Below are 15,749 nucleotides of genomic sequence, written 5' to 3' on the forward strand. Positions count from 1 at the left end.
TGGCCGTTCTGTTCGTCGCGGGCTGCGGAGGCCTCGGGCCCAGCGCGGCCGATCGGCCGAACACGCTCGTCACCATGGGTTTCGGCCTGCCGGACGAGCACGCCACCGCCCGCGTGGCGGTCTTCAAGGCTGACCGGCCCGAGGTCGACCTGCGGGTCAACGAGGGCGTGTTCGACGAGCAGCAGTTCCTCTCCTCGGTGGCCGCGGGCGACCCGCCGGACCTGGTCTACGCCGACCGCCGCAAGCTCGGCGGGTACGCGGCCAGGGGAGCGGTGCAGGACCTCGGGCCGTGCCTGGCCCGCCACCGCGTCGACCTCGCCGGTTACCGCGAGGCGGCGGTGCGGCAGGTGACCTACGAGGGCACCGTGTACGGGGTGCCGGACTTCTTCACCGTCCGGGTGCTGATCCTCAACAACCCGGTGCTGCGCGAGAACGGCGTCGACCCGGCCCGGCTGTCCACAACGGACTGGAACGCTCTCGCCGAGGTCACCGCGCGGCTCGCCCGCGTGCAGGACGGCCGGGTGCAGCGCATCGGGTTCGACCCGCGCATGCCGGAGTTCGTGGCCATGTGGGCCAAGGCGAACGGCGCCGACCTGCTCGGCGACGAACCGCACCTGGACGACCCGCGCGTGGTGGAGGCCGTCCGCTACACCGCCGGGCTGGTGCGCGAGCAGGGTGGCTGGGCGGCGTTCAAGGCGTTCCGCGACACGTTCGACTCCTTCGGGGCGAAGAACGAGATCGCCACCGGCCAGGTCGCCGCCATGGCGATGGACTCCTGGTACGTCAACACCCTCGCCGCCAACTCGCCGGACGTCGACGTCACGATCGCGCCGTTGACCGACCGGCGCGGTGCCCCGCTGACCGAGGCAGGAGGGCAGGCTTGGGCGATCCCGAAGGGCGCCCGCCACCCGGACCTCGCCTGCGACTTCATCACCACCATGACCGCGACCGACACGTGGGTCACCGCCGCGAAGGCGCGCAGGGACGCACTGGCCGCGAAGGGGAAGCCCTACAGCGGCACCTTCACCGCCAACCGCGCCGCAGACGAGAGGATCTTCGCCGAGGTCTACGACCCGCGCGGCATCCGGGTGCTCGAACAGGGCGTGCGAGTGCTGCAGTCCGTGCAGGACAAGGCCTTCGCGCTGCCACCGAGCCCCGCTGCCAGCGACCTCGTGCGGTCGTGGGAGGCCGCGGTCACCAGGGTGCTGCTCGGTCAGCAGAGCCCCGAGGAGTCGATGGCGCAGGCGCAACGCGAGGCCGGCCGGGCGCTGACCCGCGTCGGAGGACGCTGATGACGACCGCGCGGGAGGCCCGCGCGGGCTGGTTGTTCGTGCTGCCGTGGGTGCTCGGGTTCCTGCTGCTCACCGCCGGGCCGATGCTCTACAGCCTGTACCTGTCGTTCACCCACTACGACCTGCTCAAGCCCGCGCGGTTCACCGGGCTGTCGAACTACCGGGAGATCCTGACCGACGACCGGGCGGCGATCGCGTTGTGGAACACGGTCTTCTTCACGCTGCTGCACGTGCCGCTGCAGATCGTGCTCGCTCTCGGGCTGGCCTCGCTGCTGCGCCGCGCCGGCCGGTCCGCCGGGTTCTTCCGCACCGTGCTGTTCCTGCCCACGATGACCCCGCCGGTCGCGCTGGCGGCGTTGTTCCTGTTGCTGCTCAACGGCCAGAACGGCGCGGTCAACGCGGTGCTGGGCTGGTTCGGGTTCACCGGTCCGCAGTGGACGACCGACCCGGACTGGATCAAACCGGGCCTGGTGCTGATGAGCCTGTGGACCGTCGGCAGCACCGCCGTGCTGTACCTGGCGGCGCTGACCAGGGTGCCGGGGGAGCGCTACGAGGCAGCCAGGCTCGACGGCGCCTCGCCGTGGCGGCAGTTCTGGCACATCACCCTGCCCGGCATCAGCGGCACGGTGTACTTCACGGTCATCGTCAACACCATCGCGTCGCTGCAGGTCTTCACCGAGGCCTACACGATGTTCTTCGGCGCCCGCCCGTCGTCACCGGCCGAGGGCGACGCGGCGCTGTTCTACGTCATCTACCTGTTCCAGGAGGCGTTCGGCTCGCTGCGCATGGGCTACGCCTCGGCGCTGGCGTGGGTGCTGTTCCTGGTGATCGCGGCAATCACCGCCGTGCAGGTGCGGCTCTCGCGCGACTACGTGCACTACGAGGACCGGTCATGACCCGCAGGCTGCCCGTGGTGCTGGCGCTGGTCGCCGTCGGGGTGCTGTTCGCGTACCCGTTCTGGTGGCTCGTCAGCGCGTCGCTGAAGGACCGCTCGCAGGTCTTCGACAACGCCCTGCTGCCCGAGGTGCTCCGGCCGGAGAACTACGCCGAGGTCTGGCGGGCCGTGCCGTTGCTCGCGTGGGTGGGCAACAGCGTGGCGGTCGGGTTCGCGGCCGCCGCGGCGGCGACGGTGTCGAGCGCGGTCGTGGCGTTCGGCTTCGCCCGCTTCCGGTTTCGCGGCCGCGGTGTCCTGTTCGGGCTCGTGCTCGCCACCATGATGCTGCCCGCCGCCGTCACGATGGTGCCGGTGTACCTGGAGTGGCACGCGGTCGGCCTCGCGACCACGCAGGTCCCGCTGTGGGCGGGCAACCTGTTCGGGTCGGCGTTCTACGTGTTCCTGCTGCGCCAGTTCTTCCTCGGCCTGCCCGCGGAGGTGTTCGACGCGGCACGGGTCGACGGCGCCGGGCCGTGGCGGCAGTTCCGGTCCCTCGCACTGCCGCTGGCCCGGCCCGGCTTGATCGTCGTGTTCGTGTTCGAGCTCAAGGCCGCCTGGACGGACCTCATCCGGCCGCTGATCTACCTGCGCGAGCCGGAGCTGTACACGTTGCCGCGCGGGCTGAAGGCGGTGCTGGACCGGTTCGGCCAGGGCGGCGAGGCGCAGTGGGAGCTGGTGATGGCGGCCAGCGTCGTCGCCACCGTGCCGATGATCCTGCTGTTCCTGGTGGCCCAGCGGTACTTCGTGCGCGGCACGGTCACCCAGCAGGTCGAGGAGTGACTCACGGGTCCATGCCGCCCTCGTCGTCGGGCTCGGACTCGTCGGGTCCGCGGTGCGGGCCGCCGGGGTTCTCGTCGGCGTAGGTGGGCCGGGTGTGCTCGCCGCCGATGTCGGCGTCCTCCAGTTCGCTCTCGGCGGTCACCCGGTCGGGCTCGGGCGCGCGGCTCGTCATCGCCACTCCTCCTGCCAGTCGTGGTGCTCGTTGTAGGCGGACGCGACCAGCCGCAGCACCGCCTCGTCCTCGGTCTGCTCCACCTCGGTGCGCAGCAGGCCGACCTTCTCCGGGAACGGCACCGTGGCCCGTTCCTCCGCCGCCTGCACCGGTCCGGGCAGCAGGAGCAGCCCGGCGCCGTCGTCGGAGCGCACGACCCGCAACCGGCCGCGGCGCTCGGCGTCGTCGAGCCGCGGCAGCTCCTCGTCGGCCAGGCGGCGTTCGTCCTCGTCGAGCCGGTCCAGCACGAACCGCCGCAGTTCCTCGATCGGCACGCCAGGGGTGTTCACGCCAGAGTTGTTCATGAGAGAGGGGTATCCGCTCCGCCGCCGGGTACGCCTGCTGGCAGCAGTCGCTTCCGGAAGGAGCACCTCATGCGCAGTCGCGTCCGCGCCGCGGGCCACGCCGTCCACCCCATCCTCATCGTGTTCCCGTTGGGCCTGCTGACCACCGCGGTCGGCTTCGACGTGCTGTACCTGCTCACCGACCGGGTGAGCTTCCAGTTCACCGCCGCCCACCTCATCGCCGCGGGCGTGCTGATGGGGGTGGTCACCGCCGCCACGGGCTGGCTCGACTGGGCGCTGGTCGTCCCGCGCGGCACCCGAGCGCGGCGGATCGGGTTGCTGCACGGCCTGTCGAACGGCGTGGTGCTGGTGGCGTTCGCGATCAGCTGGTTGCTGCGCCTGGGCGAGCCGGACTGGCACCCCACCTGGCCCGCGATCGTCGTGGCCTGGCTGGGTTTCCTGGCCGGCGGCCTCGGTGGCTGGCTGGGCGGGGAACTGGTCGAACGCCTCGGCGTCAGCGTCGAGGAGAACGCCCACCCCGACGCACCCAGCTCCCTGAGCGGTGCCGCCCCGTCCCGGCGCTAACCGCCCCTTGGCTTTTCTGGCATCTGCAAGTACCCCCAACTCAACATCAACAGGCACTTTCCCACTACCAACAGCGTTTCCCGCCACCTGCGCACGCCGATCCGGTCCGGCGGGCGGCGACCATGTTGGTAGTGGTCAGCGGCGGTTTGATCATGAGTTGGTGGTACTTGCAGATGCGTGGGGCGACAACGGAGGGGCGGGCTAGACGAGTAATGCGTAAGTCAGGGTGGCAGCCGGGGACGGACGAAGGGTGTTCAAGATCCGTTTGTGACGACAGACCTGAACACCCTTCTGACCGCACTCTACGTCAAGATCGACGACCGCCTCGCCGGTCGGCCTCGGGCGGGCAGACCGCCGAAGCTCACCGACGCCGAGCTGGTCACCCTGGCCGTGGCCCAGGCGCTGCTGGGTTCACGTCCGAAGCCAGGTGGTTGCGGTTCTTGCCTCTCCGGATGCCCGGCGCGTTTCGGTACCTGCCCGGCCAGTCCGGCTACAACCGGCGCCTGCGCGCCGCGCTACCCCTGATCAAAGAAGTGGCGCGCTGGCTGGCAACCGACACCGACCTGTGGACCGACGACACCTGGATCGTCGACTCCACCCCGGTCGAGTGCGGCCGCTCCCGGCCCACGGTCATGCGTTCAGAGCTGGCCGGCTGGGCGAAATACGGCTACTGCCGCTCACACTCCCGCTGGTTCTGGGGGCTGCGCCTGCACCTGGTCTGCACCCCGGCCGGACTGCCGATCACCTGGGCACTGGCCGACCCGAAGATCGACGAACGGCAGGTGCTCATGGCCATCTGCGACCACGAACCCGACCTGCTCACCGCCCGACCAGGCTTACTGATCATCGCCGACAAAGGTTATGTGTCCCGCGAACTCGACCGGTTCCTGGCAGTACGCGGAGTCCGGCTGATCCGGCCGTCCTATCGCAACCGCACACCCCATCCCGGCGAACGCCTGCTCAAATCCATCAGGCAACTCATCGAGTCCGTCAACGACACGCTCAAAGGACAGCTGGACCTCGAACAGCACGGCGGACGCACCATCGACGGCGTCGGGGTCCGCATCGCCCAACGCATCCTGGCCCTCACAGCCGCTATCTGGCACAACCGCGCCACCGGCCAGCCCGTCACCCGATCCCTGACCGCCTACGACCACTGACCGACTTACGCATTACTCGTCTAGGGGCTCAGGTGGCGGCCGTAGCGTCGGGCGGCTCGGACGATCGTGGTGGAGGCGGGTGCGACCACGAGGTCCAGCACCCGGCTCACCGGCGCGAGAGCACCCAGGCGTGCGACGGCCCACCAGCGCGGCGCGGCCATCGTCCTGGAGGTTCGCGCGGTCAGGCACCGCTCGACCGCGCGGGCCACGGCCTCCGGCGCCGAACCCGCGGACAGCCGGTTCGGGGCCTCCTGCTCGGACGGACGGCCGTTGAGGTCGCGGGAGAGCCACTCGGTGCGGATCGGACCGGGGCAGACCGCGTGCACCTTCACGCCTCGCGGCACCTCGCGCCGCAACCCAACCGCCAGCCCCAGCACACCGGCCTTGGTGGCCGAGTACAGCGACAACGGCGGCACGGGCACCCACGCGCCGATCGACGACATCATCACCACGTGCCCGCCGCGGGACTCCAGGTGCGGCAGCACCAGCCGGGTCAGCTCGACCACCGCCGTGAAGTTGACCTCGACGAGGCTGGTCGCCTGCTCGGCGTCCAGCTCGGCGAGCTTCGCGACCCGGCCCTGCCCCGCGTTGTTCACCAGCGCGTCGATGCGGCCGAACCGGTCGACGACACCGCGCACCAGCTCCTCGCGCGCCCGCGGATCGGTGACGTCGCAGCACATGCCCCAGGCACCGGGCAGCTCCTGCACCGCGGCGGTGAGCCGGTCCTGGTCACGGCCGCAGATCGCCACACGGGCACCGCGACGGGCGAGCCGCCGCGCGGTGACGCGGCCGATGCCGGCCGACCCGCCGGTGATGAGCACGACCTGACCTTCGACGGAGCGCACGGCGTCACCTCGCGGACAGCAGAGTGGTGTACAGGGTCAGACCGGGGCCGAACGCCATCGCCACCACCGGGTCACCCGGTCGCAGCCCAGCGCCCCGCACCAGCTCGTCGAGCACCAGCAGCACGGTCGGCGACGAGCAGTTGCCGTGCTCGCGCAGCACCCGCCGGGACGGCTCCAGCGCGTCCGGCGGCAGCCCGAGCTCGTGCTCGACGGTGTCGAGGATGCGCGGACCACCGGGGTGCACGGCCCAGCCGCGCACCTGCGGCACGGTCAGGCCGTGTTCGGCGAGCAGCCGTTCCACGGCGTCCCGCACGTGCTTGCCCAGCACGTCGGGCACCTGCAGGGACAGCGTCATCCGGAACCCGTGGTCGGTCACGGTCCACGTCATGTGGTCCGCGGTGGCCGGATCGGTGACGGCACCGGTCCCGACCACCTCCAGCCCGCCCCGGCCGGGCAGCACGACCAGTGCGGTGGCCGCGTCGCCGAACAGCGCGTGCGTGACGACCTGCTGAAGGTCCTTCGTGGAAGGTTGGACGTGCAGTGACGTGCAGCTCCAGGCACAGCAGCACCGCAGGACGGCGGTGCACGGTCACGTAGTCGGCCACGGAGCTGAGCGCGGGGAGCGCGGCGTAGCAGCCCATGTGCCCGACGAGCAGCCGCTGGGCGTCTTGGGGGAGTTCCAGCGACGCGGCCAGCTGCACGTCCAGGCCCGGTGCCGTGTAGCCGGTGCACGACACGACGGTGAGCTGACCGACGTCGGACGCGTCAAGACCGGCCGACCGCAGCGCGGCGGTCACGGCCTGGTGCCCCAGCGGCCGCGCGTGCTCGTCGTACAGGCGCATCCGCTCACCGGTCGTCCACGCCGACACGTCGAGCTCCAGCGGGCTCACGACGGCATGCCTGCGCTGCACGCCGGCCGCCGCGAAGATCCGCCCGGCCGCCCTGCTGCCGTCCAGCAACGGGCTGAAGTGGTGCTCCCACACGGCGTCCTGCTCGATCACCGGCGGGAACGCGGTGCCGATCGCGGCGATGTGCGCGGTCACCAGCGCGCCACCTCGTCCGGGTTGTCGCCCAGTGCGCTCGCGCCGAGCCAGTCGGCGCACACGTCGGACGTCGCCGGTTGCAGCGCACCGCAGCGGGCGTCGCGGTAGAGCCGTTCCAGCGGGTGCCCGCGCCGGGTCGCCGACGCCCCCGCCGCCTCCAGCACGGAGAACGCCACCTGCGCCGCCGTGTCTCCAGCGGTGAGCTTCGCGCGCCACACCCAGCGGTTCGTCTCCGGGCTGCCGGGGTCGTCGGTGACCTGCCGCGCCGCCCTGCGCACGACCAGCTCGGCCGCGGCGACCGCCACGTCGGCCCGCCCGAGCCGGGCGCGCACCATCGGCAACGTGTGCAGCCCGCGTTCCCGCAGGTGCGCCACGCCGTGCCGCAGCACGGACTGCGCGACACCCACGTAGACCGCGGCGTAGGAGGCGACCAGCCACTGCGGCATCACCTGGGCCAGCAGCAGCGCGGCCCCCTCGATCCCGCCGACCAGCGCGTCCTCGCCCACCTCGACGTCGAGGTCGAGGTCGTGGCTCGTGGTGGCGCGCATCCCGAGCGCGTCCCAGGTGGGCCTGACCTCGACGCCGGGGCCGGCCGGCACGAGGAAGTACGACACCTTCGGTTCCTCCGACGTGCTGTCCCGCGCGGCCACGAGGTAGGCGTCGGCGTGTCCCGCGCCGGAGACGAACGTCTTCGCGCCGGTGATCCGGAAACCGGAACCGGTGCGCTCGTAGGAGGTCCGCACCTGCGACAGCCGCGAGCCGACGCCGCGTTCGCTCATCGCCACCGCGTACAGGGCGCCTTCCGCGGCAGCGGCCAGCACCCGGTCGCGGGAGGCGAAGAAGCTCTCCGGCGCACCGAACTGGCGCACCAGCTCGTCGGGGGTGTGAGCGAGCGCACCGGTGACCGACGCGTGCATGTTGAAGATCAACGCCGTCGCCCCGGCGCCACTGCCCAGCTGCACGGCGACGTCGGTGTAGTCGGCGAACGAGGCACCCGTGCCACCGAGCCGCTGCGGCACCATCAGGCCGAGCAGGCCCGCGGAGCGCAGGTCGGCGAAGTCCTCCTCGGGGAACTCCCCGGCCACGTCGTACTTCGACGCGCGGCCGGACATGCGGTCAACCAGTGCGGGGAGGTCCACGGATCATCCCTTCTTGCGGCCGGCGCCCTGGAAGAGCACGGCCGTGGACGCGGTCGGCACCATGCGGACGGACCGACCGCGGCGCGCGAACCACGTGAGCAGGTCGGGCAACGAGGGGCGGATACCCCGCAGAACCAGGCGCACACCGTGCCGGGTGCACTCGCGCACCAGCAGTGCCCGGTCGACGAACAGCGCCGGGTCGTGCACCCCGCGCGGCGCCAGGCCGAGCACGCGTTCCGCCACCCCGACGGCCACCAGCCGGCACAACGCGGTGTCGGCCAGCGTGTCGAGCACCAGCAGGCCACCGGGGCGCAGCACCCGGCAGGCCTCGGCGACGGCCGCGGGCAGGTCGGGGACGTGTTCGAGGATCTCGCCGGCGACGACGACGTCGGCGCACCCGTCGGGCAGCGGCACGGCGAGCACGTCCGCGCGGACGGGCAGCACGCCGCGTTCGGCCGCCTGGCGCAGTGCTTCGTGGGAGAGGTCGACCCCGATGTGCCGGTAGCCGCGCACGTGCGGCGCGAGCAGGCCCGCACCGCAGCCCAGGTCGACCAGCACCGCACCGGGAACGGCCGGTGGAACCAGGGCGGCCCGTGCGGCGGCGAGCCAGTGCAGCATCACGAACGCGCCGCTCGGCCGCCACCACTCGGCGGCCAGCCGTTCGTACAGCTCGGGGTCGTTCGGTTCAAGATCGTTCTGCGCGGTGGCCGCCCGCTGGCAGACTGGAGGCCCATGGGTCGCCTCGAAGCTCTCGCGCGTTCCTGTCATCCGCTGCCCTCCGTCGCGGTCACCGTGGTGGCCACCGTGCTGGCCGCGGCGGTCGGTCGGTCGGCCGCCGGACTGGTGGCCGTCGCGGCGGCGGTGCTGGCCGGGCAGCTGTCCGTCGGCTGGCTCAACGACCTGCTCGACGCCGGCCGGGACGCGCGCGTGGGCCGCGCGGACAAACCGGTCGCCACCGGCGTGGTGTCGAGGCGGGTGGTGGCGGTCGCGACGGTCGTCGCCGCGGTGGCCGCGGTCGGACTGTCGTTGCTGTCCGGTGTGGACGCAACGCTGCTGCACGTCGTGATGCTGTGTTCGGCGTGGGCGTACGACCTCGGGGTCAAGGCCACGGCGTTCTCCGTTGTGCCGTACGCGCTTTCGTTCGGGTTGCTGCCCGCGTTCGTGACGCTGGGCGGTCCGGACGGGCGGTGGCCACCGCTGTGGCTCATGGCGGCGGCCGCCGTGCTCGGCAGCGCCGCCCACTTCGCCAACGTCATCCCGGACCTCGACGACGACGCGGCGACCGGCGTGCGCGGGTTGCCGCACCGCATCGGCGGAACCGCCAGCGCGTGCGTTGCAGCCGCGCTGGCGGTGATCACCGGAGTGGTCCTCGCGGTCGGCCCGCCCGGCCCCGTCACCGCGGCGGGGCTCGTGGCGGTGCCGTTGTCGGTGCTGATCCTCGTGCTCGGCAGGCTGCGCGGACGACGGCCGGGGTCGCGGGCGAACTTCACCGCACTGCTCGCGGTGGCGGTCCTCGACGTGGCGCTGCTGATCATCACCGGTGGGGTGGAGCTGGGCGGCGCGGTCAGCTGACCGCGGGCCCGGAGTCGCTCGAACCCGACAGCTCCTTGATGAACTCGTGGCACTGCCGGGCGCGGGCGGAGTCCTCCTCCATCACGCGCCGGAAGAAGTCCGCGATGTCCTGACGGCCCGCGTTGTCGGCGTCCCGCACGTACTGGCCGTAGTCGTGACCGGCCTTGAGCGCGTGGTACTGCACGGAGATCAGGTCGTAGGTGACGTCGTCGAACCCGGTTTCACCCGTTGCCATTGATACCTCCAGTGTTTTGTTCGGCACCGGAGTCATACCCGCGCAGATCCGGTCGAACCCGGTTGTTCCGCGCAACGTCGGGTACTCACGGCTCTCGCGCTCCGAGAGAGGCAGAAACCATGAACTCAGCAGGGAAAGCGCTGCTGGCCGCGGGCGTGGTGACCGCGGCGGCGGTGGCGCGGCGCCGGCGGCAGGCGCAGGGGAAGGGGGAGCGGCCGCTGACCGTCACGGTCGACCGCGCTCCCACCGACGTGCAGGCGGCGTTACCGGACCTGACCGGGCCGTGGCGGGACCAGGCCGAGATCAGCATCCGCGCGGCCGCAGGGGACAAGGGCACCGAACTGGTCGCGCAGCCACTGGGCGACGCGTCCCGCGCCGATCTGCGGGAGGCGCTGCGCAGGGCGAAGTCGGTGCTGGAGGCCGGCGAGGTGGTCGAACCCGACACCGCGCCGACGCACCCCGGCCCCCTGGGCAAGGCGCTGCAGCTGGTGACCGGAAGGGGAGGTGGCCGGCTGTGAAGGCGTTGTGCTGGGAGGGGATCAACGACGTCCGCGTGCAGGACGTGCCGGACCCGCGGCTGCTGAACGACCAGGACATGATCCTCAAGGTCCGGCTGAGCACCGTGTGCGGCTCCGACCTGCACCTGCTCACCGGCCACATCCCGTTCATGCAGGCCGGTGACGTGATCGGGCACGAGTTCATGGGTGAGGTGGTCGAGGTCGGGCCCGGTGTCACGCGGCACCGGCCGGGTGACCGCGTCGTCGTGTGCTCGTTCATCGCCTGTGGCCGCTGCTGGTACTGCCGCAACGAGCTGTACTCGTTGTGCGACAACACCAACACCAACCCGGCCATCACCCAGGGCCTCTGGGGCGCCAACCCCGGCGGCATCTTCGGCTACTCGCACGCGATGGGCGGCTTCCGCGGCAGCCACGCCGAATACGTGCGCGTGCCGTTCGCCGACCACACCGCCATCCCCATCCCCGAAGCGGTTGACGACATGAGCGCGCTGTTCACGTCGGACTCGGCAGCGACGGGCTGGATGGGCGCCGACCTCGGCGGCGTGAAACCCGGTGACGTCGTCGCCGTGTGGGGGTGCGGCGCTGTCGGGCAGATGGCTGCCCGTGCGGCTCAACTGCTCGGCGCGGAACGGGTCCTGGTGATCGACCGGTTCGACTACCGGCTGCGGCAGGCGGAACAGCTGTTCGGCGTCGAGACCATCAACTACGAGAACACCTCCGTCGGTGACGCGCTGCTGGAGGCCACCGGCGGGCGCGGACCGGACGTGTGCATCGAGGCGGTCGGCTGCGAGGCGCACTCAACGGGGCCGCAGTACGCCTACGACCAGGTGAAGAGCAAGCTGAAGCTCGAAACGGACCGGCCGATCGCCGTGCGCGAGGCGATCTACAACTGCCGCAAGGGCGGGTCGGTGTTCGTGCTGGGCGTGTTCACCGGGTTCGTGGACAAGTTCCCGCTGGGCGCCATGATGAACAAGGGTCTGACCGTGCGCGGCGCACAGCAACACGGCCAGCGCTACATCCCGGCGCTGCTCGACTGCATCGCCACCGGCGAGCTCGTCACGAACCACCTGGCGACCCACGTCATGCCGTTGAGCGAGGGCGCACACGGCTACGACATCTTCAAGAAGAAGGACGACGGCTGCGTGCGGTCGGTCTTCAAGCTGTGAGCAGGTCCCGTGGGGGTGCGGTCACCGCACCCCCACGGGCATCAGCGGCCACGGGCCGGTGTCTGCTGGTACACGCCGTGCCGCAACGGGGTGTTGCCGTCCGGGGACTGCTGGGGCGACACCGGCGACCCGCCGGCCGTGCCGTCCGCCGGTGGCGTGTTGCGCTGGTCGCCGCCTGCCGGTTCGGCGCCGTCCGCGAGCTGCCGCAACCGTTCGTCGACGACCTCCAGCACCGGTGTGCGGTTGCCGTGCGCCTCCTCGTGCTCGCGCACCCGCCGCAGGTCCTGCTCGTCCAGCGACCGGATGCGGTGCTTGAGGTCGCCGAGCGTCAGCTGGTCGTAGCCGGAAATCGGGAGTTGTTCGCTCATGTGCGTCGGCTACCCGGCCGGGTCGGGGAAAAACGACCGGAGTTTGCCCGTGACCCCACCGGGCATTCGCGCACGGACAGGAACGGGGTGAGGTGTGTACGCAGACGACCTGGTGCGGCCGTGGTGGGAGGCGCTCGGGGAGACGGCGCCGTTGTTCGACATCCACACGCACGTGGGCACGAACGACCCGAGCGGGTTCTCCTGCACCTTCGACCAGCTGCTGGACGCCCTGTCCGAAGTGGACGCGGCCGCGGCGGTGTTCCCGCTGACCGAGCCGAAGGGCTACCGCCGTGCCAACGACGCGGTGATCGCCGCCGCGCAGTCACCGGTGGTCGCGTTCTGCCGGGTGGCGCCCGGTGACGACGCGGAGGCGGAGGCGCTGCGGTGCGTGCGGGCGGGTGCGCGGGGGATCAAGCTCCACCCGGCCAGCGACGAGTTCGCCCTCGACGACGACCGGTTGCACGGGGTGTTCGGCCTGGCGCATGAGCTGACGCTGCCCGTCGTGGTGCACGCCGGACCCGAGATCGACCCGTTCGGCGACACGCTGCTCGCGGTGCTGCGCCGCTACCCCCGTGCCCGGTTCGTGCTGGCGCACGCCGCGCTCACGGACCTGGCGTGGCTGTCCGGGCACCCGGTGGACAACCTGTACCTCGACACGTCCTGGTGGAGCCCGACCGACCTGGTCGTCGCGCTCGCCACGATGCCACCCGGACGGGTGTTGTTCGGCAGCGACGTGCCGTACTCGACGGCGCTGTGGGGCGCGCACGCGGCCGCACGCTGCGCCCGGTACGCCGGCCTGGACGACGAGCAGGTCGCGGGCGTGCTGGGCGGCAACGCGCTGCGGCTGGTGGAACGACGGGACGCCCCCGACCTCGGTCCGGCGCCCGGCCGGGTGCCGGTGCTGGACCCGTTGCTGGAACGCCTGTACGTGTACCTCGCGGCCGGGGTGGAGGCCACCAAGCGCGGCGAGTCGCCCGGCCAGATGCTCGACCTGGCGCGGCACTGCTGCGGCGTCCGGCCGGAGCACCCCGACCGCGCGGTCTTCGACTCCGTGCTCGAACTGCTCGACCGCTACGAGAAGCACGCACCGCACCTGGAGACCGGCAACGAGTACGCGCCCGGCTGGGACCTGATCGCGGCCGCCGCGCTGGTCGCCCGCACCCCCGGCACGGCGCTGCCGGGCTGAACCCGCACCACAACCCTCCGAACGACCGGATGTCGTCAGCGCTCCGCGGAGCTACCTTCGCCAGACCCTGCAAACCTGCAGACCCTGCGAAGGAGCTCCACCGTGCGAAGAAGACCCCTGCTCGGCACGGCACTGGCGGCAATCGTCGCCGCGGCGGTCGCCCTGCCCGCCTCCGCCACGGCCCAGGCCGGCTGTTCGGGCACCAACGACGGTGACGTCGCGATCGGTGACAACACCACCGTCGAGTCACCGCTCACCATCACCGACTGCCCCTCGGCACCGTCCGCCACCAGCACGGTCCCGGTGAAGATCGTCCACACCTACATCGGCGACCTCGCGGTGGCGCTGGTCGCCCCGGACGGCTCCACCTACCCCCTGCACAACCGCAGCGGTGGCTCCGCGGACAACATCGACCAGACCTACACCGTCGACCTGTCGGCCGAGACCTCGAACGGCACCTGGAAGCTGCGGGTCAACGACAACGCGGCCAACGACGTCGGCCGGATCGACTCCTGGTCGCTGAACCTCGGCGGCTCCACCCCGGCCGGCGACTTCTCCGTCGCCGTGTCGCCCACGTCCGGCTCGGTCGCCGCGGGCTCGTCGGCCTCGGCCACCGTCTCGACCCAGACGACGGCCGGCCAGGCGCAGACCGTGCAGCTGACCGCCACCGGCCTGCCCTCCGGCGCCACCGCGTCGTTCAGCCCGGCCTCGGTCACCACGGGCGCGAGCTCCACGCTGTCGGTCAGCACCACGTCCTCGACCGCGTCGGGCACCTACCCGATCACCGTCCGGGCCGCGGGCGGCACCACCAAGACCGCGACCTACACGCTGACGGTCACCGGCGGCACCGGTCCGCAGATCCCCGACGTCGACGTCGCGGCGGTCAAGGCGCACCTGACCCAGTTCGCCACCATCGCCTCCCAGAACGGCGGCAACCGCCGTTCGACCACGGCCGGCTACCGCGCCTCGGTCGCCTACGTGAAGGACAAGCTGACCGCGGCCGGGTTCACGGTGTCCGAACAGGCCTGCACCTCCGGCTGCTCCACCGGCGCCGGCCCGAACGTGATCGCCGAGTGGCCCGGCGGCAACGCGAGCAACGTCTACATGTTCGGCGCCCACCTCGACGGCGTGTCCGCCGGTCCCGGCATCAACGACAACGGCTCGGGCTCCGCGGCGCTGCTGGAGACCGCGCTCGTGCTCTCCCGCAGCAACCCGGCGATGCTGAACAAGGTCCGGTTCGCCTGGTGGACCGACGAGGAGCAGGGCCTCAACGGCTCGCGCTTCTACGTCTCGCAGCTGCCGTCGACCGAACGTTCGAAGATCAAGACCTACCACAACTTCGACATGGTCGGTTCCGTCAACGGCGGCTACTTCATCAACAACATCAACTCCACCCAGTCCGTGCACATGAAGGCCTACTGGGACTCGCTGGGCCTGCAGCCCGAGGAGAACACCGAGGGCCGCAACCGGTCCGACGACGCGTCGTTCACCAACGCGGGCATCCCGGCCTCCGGGTACGCGATGGGCGCCAGCGCCACCAAGACCTCGGCCCAGGCGACGAAGTGGGGCGGCACCGCGGGCCGCGCGTTCGACCCGTGCTACCACTCCTCCTGCGACACGACGGCCAACATCAGCGACACCCACCTCAACCGCGCGGTCGACGGCATCGCCTACACCCTGTGGAAGTCCGCGGTCGGCAGCAGCACCCCCGGCGCGGACTTCTCCGTCGCCGTGTCGCCGACGTCCGGCTCGGTGGCGGCGGGTTCGCCGGTCTCGGCCACCGTCGCGACCCAGACGGTGAGCGGCAACGCGCAGACCGTGCAGCTGTCGGCCTCCGGCCTGCCCTCGGGCGCGACGGCGTCGTTCAGCCCGGCGTCGGTGAGCACCGGTGGCAGCTCGACGTTGACGATCAACACCACCGCGTCGGTCGCGTCCGGCACCTACTCGGTCACGGTCACCGCGGCCGGTTCGGTGTCGCGCACCGCCACCTACGGCCTCACGGTCACCGGTGGTGGCGGCGGGAGCTGCAACGGCACCAACGGCACCGACCTCGCCATCCCCGACGCGGGCGCGGCCGTGGACAGCGACCTGGTGATCTCCGGCTGCTCGGCCACGCCCTCGGCCACCGCGACGGTCGCCGTGCGGATCGTCCACCCCTACATCGGCGACCTGACGGTGTCCCTGATCGCACCGGACGGCACGGCGTACGTGCTGCACAACCGCAGCGGCGGCAGCGCGGACAACATCGACCGCAGCTACACCGCCGACCTGTCCGCTGAGACCGCGAACGGCACGTGGAAGCTCCGCATGCGCGACCTGGCCTCGTCCGACACCGGCACCCTCGACACGTGGAGCCTCAACCTGACCCCGTAGTCACCTGTTGGGGAAGTGGCCTCTCAGAAATCTTGTGGACTGGGCCTTCTGGGAGGCC

General features: G+C 71.6%; 17 protein-coding genes and 2 pseudogenes. 10 read left to right on the forward strand and 9 right to left on the reverse strand.

The annotated features are described in order from the left end of the window. Nucleotides 1-74 precede the first annotated feature (74 nt). Genes ACVDFE_RS25855 through ACVDFE_RS25865 form a run of 3 tightly spaced genes read left to right on the forward strand, consistent with a single transcriptional unit; the run spans nucleotide 75 to nucleotide 3,006 of the window. Nucleotides 75-1,292 carry an extracellular solute-binding protein gene (locus ACVDFE_RS25855; RefSeq protein WP_360396608.1) on the forward strand — a complete coding sequence of 406 codons (1,218 nt, stop codon included), beginning with the start codon at nucleotides 75-77 and terminating at the stop codon, nucleotides 1,290-1,292. Beyond that, complete coding sequence (locus ACVDFE_RS25860) at nucleotides 1,292-2,188, forward strand: carbohydrate ABC transporter permease (protein ID WP_458432199.1); 897 nt, start codon at nucleotides 1,292-1,294, stop codon at nucleotides 2,186-2,188. The genes ACVDFE_RS25855 and ACVDFE_RS25860 overlap by 1 nt, the downstream gene beginning before the upstream one ends. Further along, nucleotides 2,185-3,006, forward strand: a complete 822-nt coding sequence (locus ACVDFE_RS25865) for a carbohydrate ABC transporter permease (RefSeq protein ID WP_458432200.1) — start codon at nucleotides 2,185-2,187, stop codon at nucleotides 3,004-3,006. Before ACVDFE_RS25860 ends, ACVDFE_RS25865 begins: the two co-directional genes overlap by 4 nt. Nucleotide 3,007: 1 nt before the next feature. Here ACVDFE_RS25865 and ACVDFE_RS25870 read toward each other — a convergent pair whose 3' ends face one another. Beyond that, entirely contained in the window at nucleotides 3,008-3,178 is a 171-nt protein-coding gene (locus tag ACVDFE_RS25870) for a hypothetical protein (RefSeq protein WP_360396613.1), read from the reverse strand. Continuing rightward, nucleotides 3,175-3,522 carry a hypothetical protein gene (locus tag ACVDFE_RS25875; protein ID WP_360396615.1) on the reverse strand — a complete coding sequence of 116 codons (348 nt, stop codon included), beginning with the start codon at nucleotides 3,520-3,522 and terminating at the stop codon, nucleotides 3,175-3,177. The genes ACVDFE_RS25870 and ACVDFE_RS25875 overlap by 4 nt, the downstream gene beginning before the upstream one ends. A 69-nt stretch (nucleotides 3,523-3,591) precedes the next feature. Between ACVDFE_RS25875 and ACVDFE_RS25880 the strand changes: the two genes are divergently transcribed. Together ACVDFE_RS25880 and ACVDFE_RS25885 are read left to right on the forward strand one after the other, a co-directional pair. Further along, on the forward strand, nucleotides 3,592-4,086 hold the full coding sequence (locus ACVDFE_RS25880) for a DUF2231 domain-containing protein (protein ID WP_360396617.1): 495 nt from the start codon (nucleotides 3,592-3,594) through the stop codon (nucleotides 4,084-4,086). A gap of 267 nt (nucleotides 4,087-4,353) precedes the next feature. Further along, nucleotides 4,354-5,246: pseudogene (locus ACVDFE_RS25885) on the forward strand (IS982 family transposase). 20 nt (nucleotides 5,247-5,266) lie between these two features. Here the strand turns inward: ACVDFE_RS25885 and ACVDFE_RS25890 are convergent. The 5 genes and pseudogenes from ACVDFE_RS25890 to ACVDFE_RS25910 form a co-directional block, all read right to left on the reverse strand. After that, nucleotides 5,267-6,091, reverse strand: a complete 825-nt coding sequence (locus ACVDFE_RS25890; RefSeq protein ID WP_360396619.1) for an SDR family NAD(P)-dependent oxidoreductase — start codon at nucleotides 6,089-6,091, stop codon at nucleotides 5,267-5,269. Between the two features lie 4 nt (nucleotides 6,092-6,095). Beyond that, nucleotides 6,096-6,551, reverse strand: a complete 456-nt coding sequence (locus tag ACVDFE_RS25895; RefSeq protein ID WP_458432201.1) for a 3-oxoacyl-[acyl-carrier-protein] synthase III C-terminal domain-containing protein — start codon at nucleotides 6,549-6,551, stop codon at nucleotides 6,096-6,098. 160 nt (nucleotides 6,552-6,711) lie between these two features. Then, a pseudogene (locus ACVDFE_RS25900) lies at nucleotides 6,712-7,194 on the reverse strand (hypothetical protein); the annotation flags it as partial. After that, the gene (locus tag ACVDFE_RS25905) at nucleotides 7,131-8,273 is read right to left on the reverse strand and encodes an acyl-CoA dehydrogenase family protein (protein ID WP_458432202.1); all 1,143 of its coding nucleotides are present in this window, start codon (nucleotides 8,271-8,273) and stop codon (nucleotides 7,131-7,133) included. The pseudogene ACVDFE_RS25900 and the gene ACVDFE_RS25905, both read right to left, overlap by 64 nt. 3 nt (nucleotides 8,274-8,276) lie before the next feature. Further along, nucleotides 8,277-9,041, reverse strand: coding sequence for a methyltransferase domain-containing protein (locus ACVDFE_RS25910; RefSeq protein ID WP_458432203.1), 765 nt, complete (start codon nucleotides 9,039-9,041; stop codon nucleotides 8,277-8,279). Between ACVDFE_RS25910 and ACVDFE_RS25915 the strand changes: the two genes are divergently transcribed. Then, on the forward strand, nucleotides 9,006-9,845 hold the full coding sequence (locus ACVDFE_RS25915) for a UbiA family prenyltransferase (protein ID WP_458432204.1): 840 nt from the start codon (nucleotides 9,006-9,008) through the stop codon (nucleotides 9,843-9,845). The two genes, ACVDFE_RS25910 and ACVDFE_RS25915, sit on opposite strands and share 36 nt — an antisense overlap. On the opposite strand, the gene ACVDFE_RS25920 is transcribed toward ACVDFE_RS25915, so the two are convergent. Beyond that, complete coding sequence (locus tag ACVDFE_RS25920; RefSeq protein WP_360396629.1) at nucleotides 9,838-10,080, reverse strand: acyl carrier protein; 243 nt, start codon at nucleotides 10,078-10,080, stop codon at nucleotides 9,838-9,840. The genes ACVDFE_RS25915 and ACVDFE_RS25920 overlap by 8 nt on opposite strands. 119 nt (nucleotides 10,081-10,199) lie before the next feature. On the opposite strand from ACVDFE_RS25920, the gene ACVDFE_RS25925 reads away from it, so the two are divergent. Together ACVDFE_RS25925 and ACVDFE_RS25930 are read left to right on the forward strand one after the other, a co-directional pair. Then, nucleotides 10,200-10,598, forward strand: a complete 399-nt coding sequence (locus tag ACVDFE_RS25925; protein WP_458432205.1) for a hypothetical protein — start codon at nucleotides 10,200-10,202, stop codon at nucleotides 10,596-10,598. After that, nucleotides 10,595-11,764 carry a zinc-dependent alcohol dehydrogenase gene (locus ACVDFE_RS25930; RefSeq protein ID WP_458432206.1) on the forward strand — a complete coding sequence of 390 codons (1,170 nt, stop codon included), beginning with the start codon at nucleotides 10,595-10,597 and terminating at the stop codon, nucleotides 11,762-11,764. The genes ACVDFE_RS25925 and ACVDFE_RS25930 overlap by 4 nt, the downstream gene beginning before the upstream one ends. Nucleotides 11,765-11,805: 41 nt before the next feature. On the opposite strand, the gene ACVDFE_RS25935 is transcribed toward ACVDFE_RS25930, so the two are convergent. After that, a complete protein-coding gene (locus ACVDFE_RS25935; RefSeq protein WP_360396635.1) occupies nucleotides 11,806-12,132 on the reverse strand; it encodes a hypothetical protein in 327 nt (108 codons plus the stop codon). 94 nt (nucleotides 12,133-12,226) lie between these two features. Here ACVDFE_RS25935 and ACVDFE_RS25940 point away from each other — a divergent pair, with 94 nt between their 5' ends. Further along, entirely contained in the window at nucleotides 12,227-13,318 is a 1,092-nt protein-coding gene (locus tag ACVDFE_RS25940) for an amidohydrolase family protein (protein ID WP_458432207.1), read from the forward strand. 102 nt (nucleotides 13,319-13,420) lie between these two features. Further along, complete coding sequence (locus tag ACVDFE_RS25945) at nucleotides 13,421-15,691, forward strand: M28 family peptidase (RefSeq protein WP_458432208.1); 2,271 nt, start codon at nucleotides 13,421-13,423, stop codon at nucleotides 15,689-15,691. Nucleotides 15,692-15,749 lie beyond the last annotated feature (58 nt).

The organism is Lentzea chajnantorensis, assembly GCF_054300775.1.

What these genes read in the sequence shown, in the direction of transcription:
- ACVDFE_RS25855 (WP_360396608.1), top strand. Translation starts at nt 75, where the DNA reads ATGGGTTTCGGCCTGCCGGACGAGCACGCCACCGCCCGCGTGGCGGTC.
- ACVDFE_RS25860 (WP_458432199.1), top strand. Translation starts at nt 1,292, where the DNA reads ATGACGACCGCGCGGGAGGCCCGCGCGGGCTGGTTGTTCGTGCTGCCG.
- ACVDFE_RS25865 (WP_458432200.1), top strand. Translation starts at nt 2,185, where the DNA reads ATGACCCGCAGGCTGCCCGTGGTGCTGGCGCTGGTCGCCGTCGGGGTG.
- ACVDFE_RS25870 (WP_360396613.1), bottom strand. Translation starts at nt 3,178, where the DNA reads ATGACGAGCCGCGCGCCCGAGCCCGACCGGGTGACCGCCGAGAGCGAA.
- ACVDFE_RS25875 (WP_360396615.1), bottom strand. Translation starts at nt 3,522, where the DNA reads ATGAACAACTCTGGCGTGAACACCCCTGGCGTGCCGATCGAGGAACTG.
- ACVDFE_RS25880 (WP_360396617.1), top strand. Translation starts at nt 3,592, where the DNA reads ATGCGCAGTCGCGTCCGCGCCGCGGGCCACGCCGTCCACCCCATCCTC.
- ACVDFE_RS25915 (WP_458432204.1), top strand. Translation starts at nt 9,006, where the DNA reads ATGGGTCGCCTCGAAGCTCTCGCGCGTTCCTGTCATCCGCTGCCCTCC.
- ACVDFE_RS25910 (WP_458432203.1), bottom strand. Translation starts at nt 9,041, where the DNA reads ATGACAGGAACGCGCGAGAGCTTCGAGGCGACCCATGGGCCTCCAGTC.
- ACVDFE_RS25920 (WP_360396629.1), bottom strand. Translation starts at nt 10,080, where the DNA reads ATGGCAACGGGTGAAACCGGGTTCGACGACGTCACCTACGACCTGATC.
- ACVDFE_RS25925 (WP_458432205.1), top strand. Translation starts at nt 10,200, where the DNA reads ATGAACTCAGCAGGGAAAGCGCTGCTGGCCGCGGGCGTGGTGACCGCG.
- ACVDFE_RS25935 (WP_360396635.1), bottom strand. Translation starts at nt 12,132, where the DNA reads ATGAGCGAACAACTCCCGATTTCCGGCTACGACCAGCTGACGCTCGGC.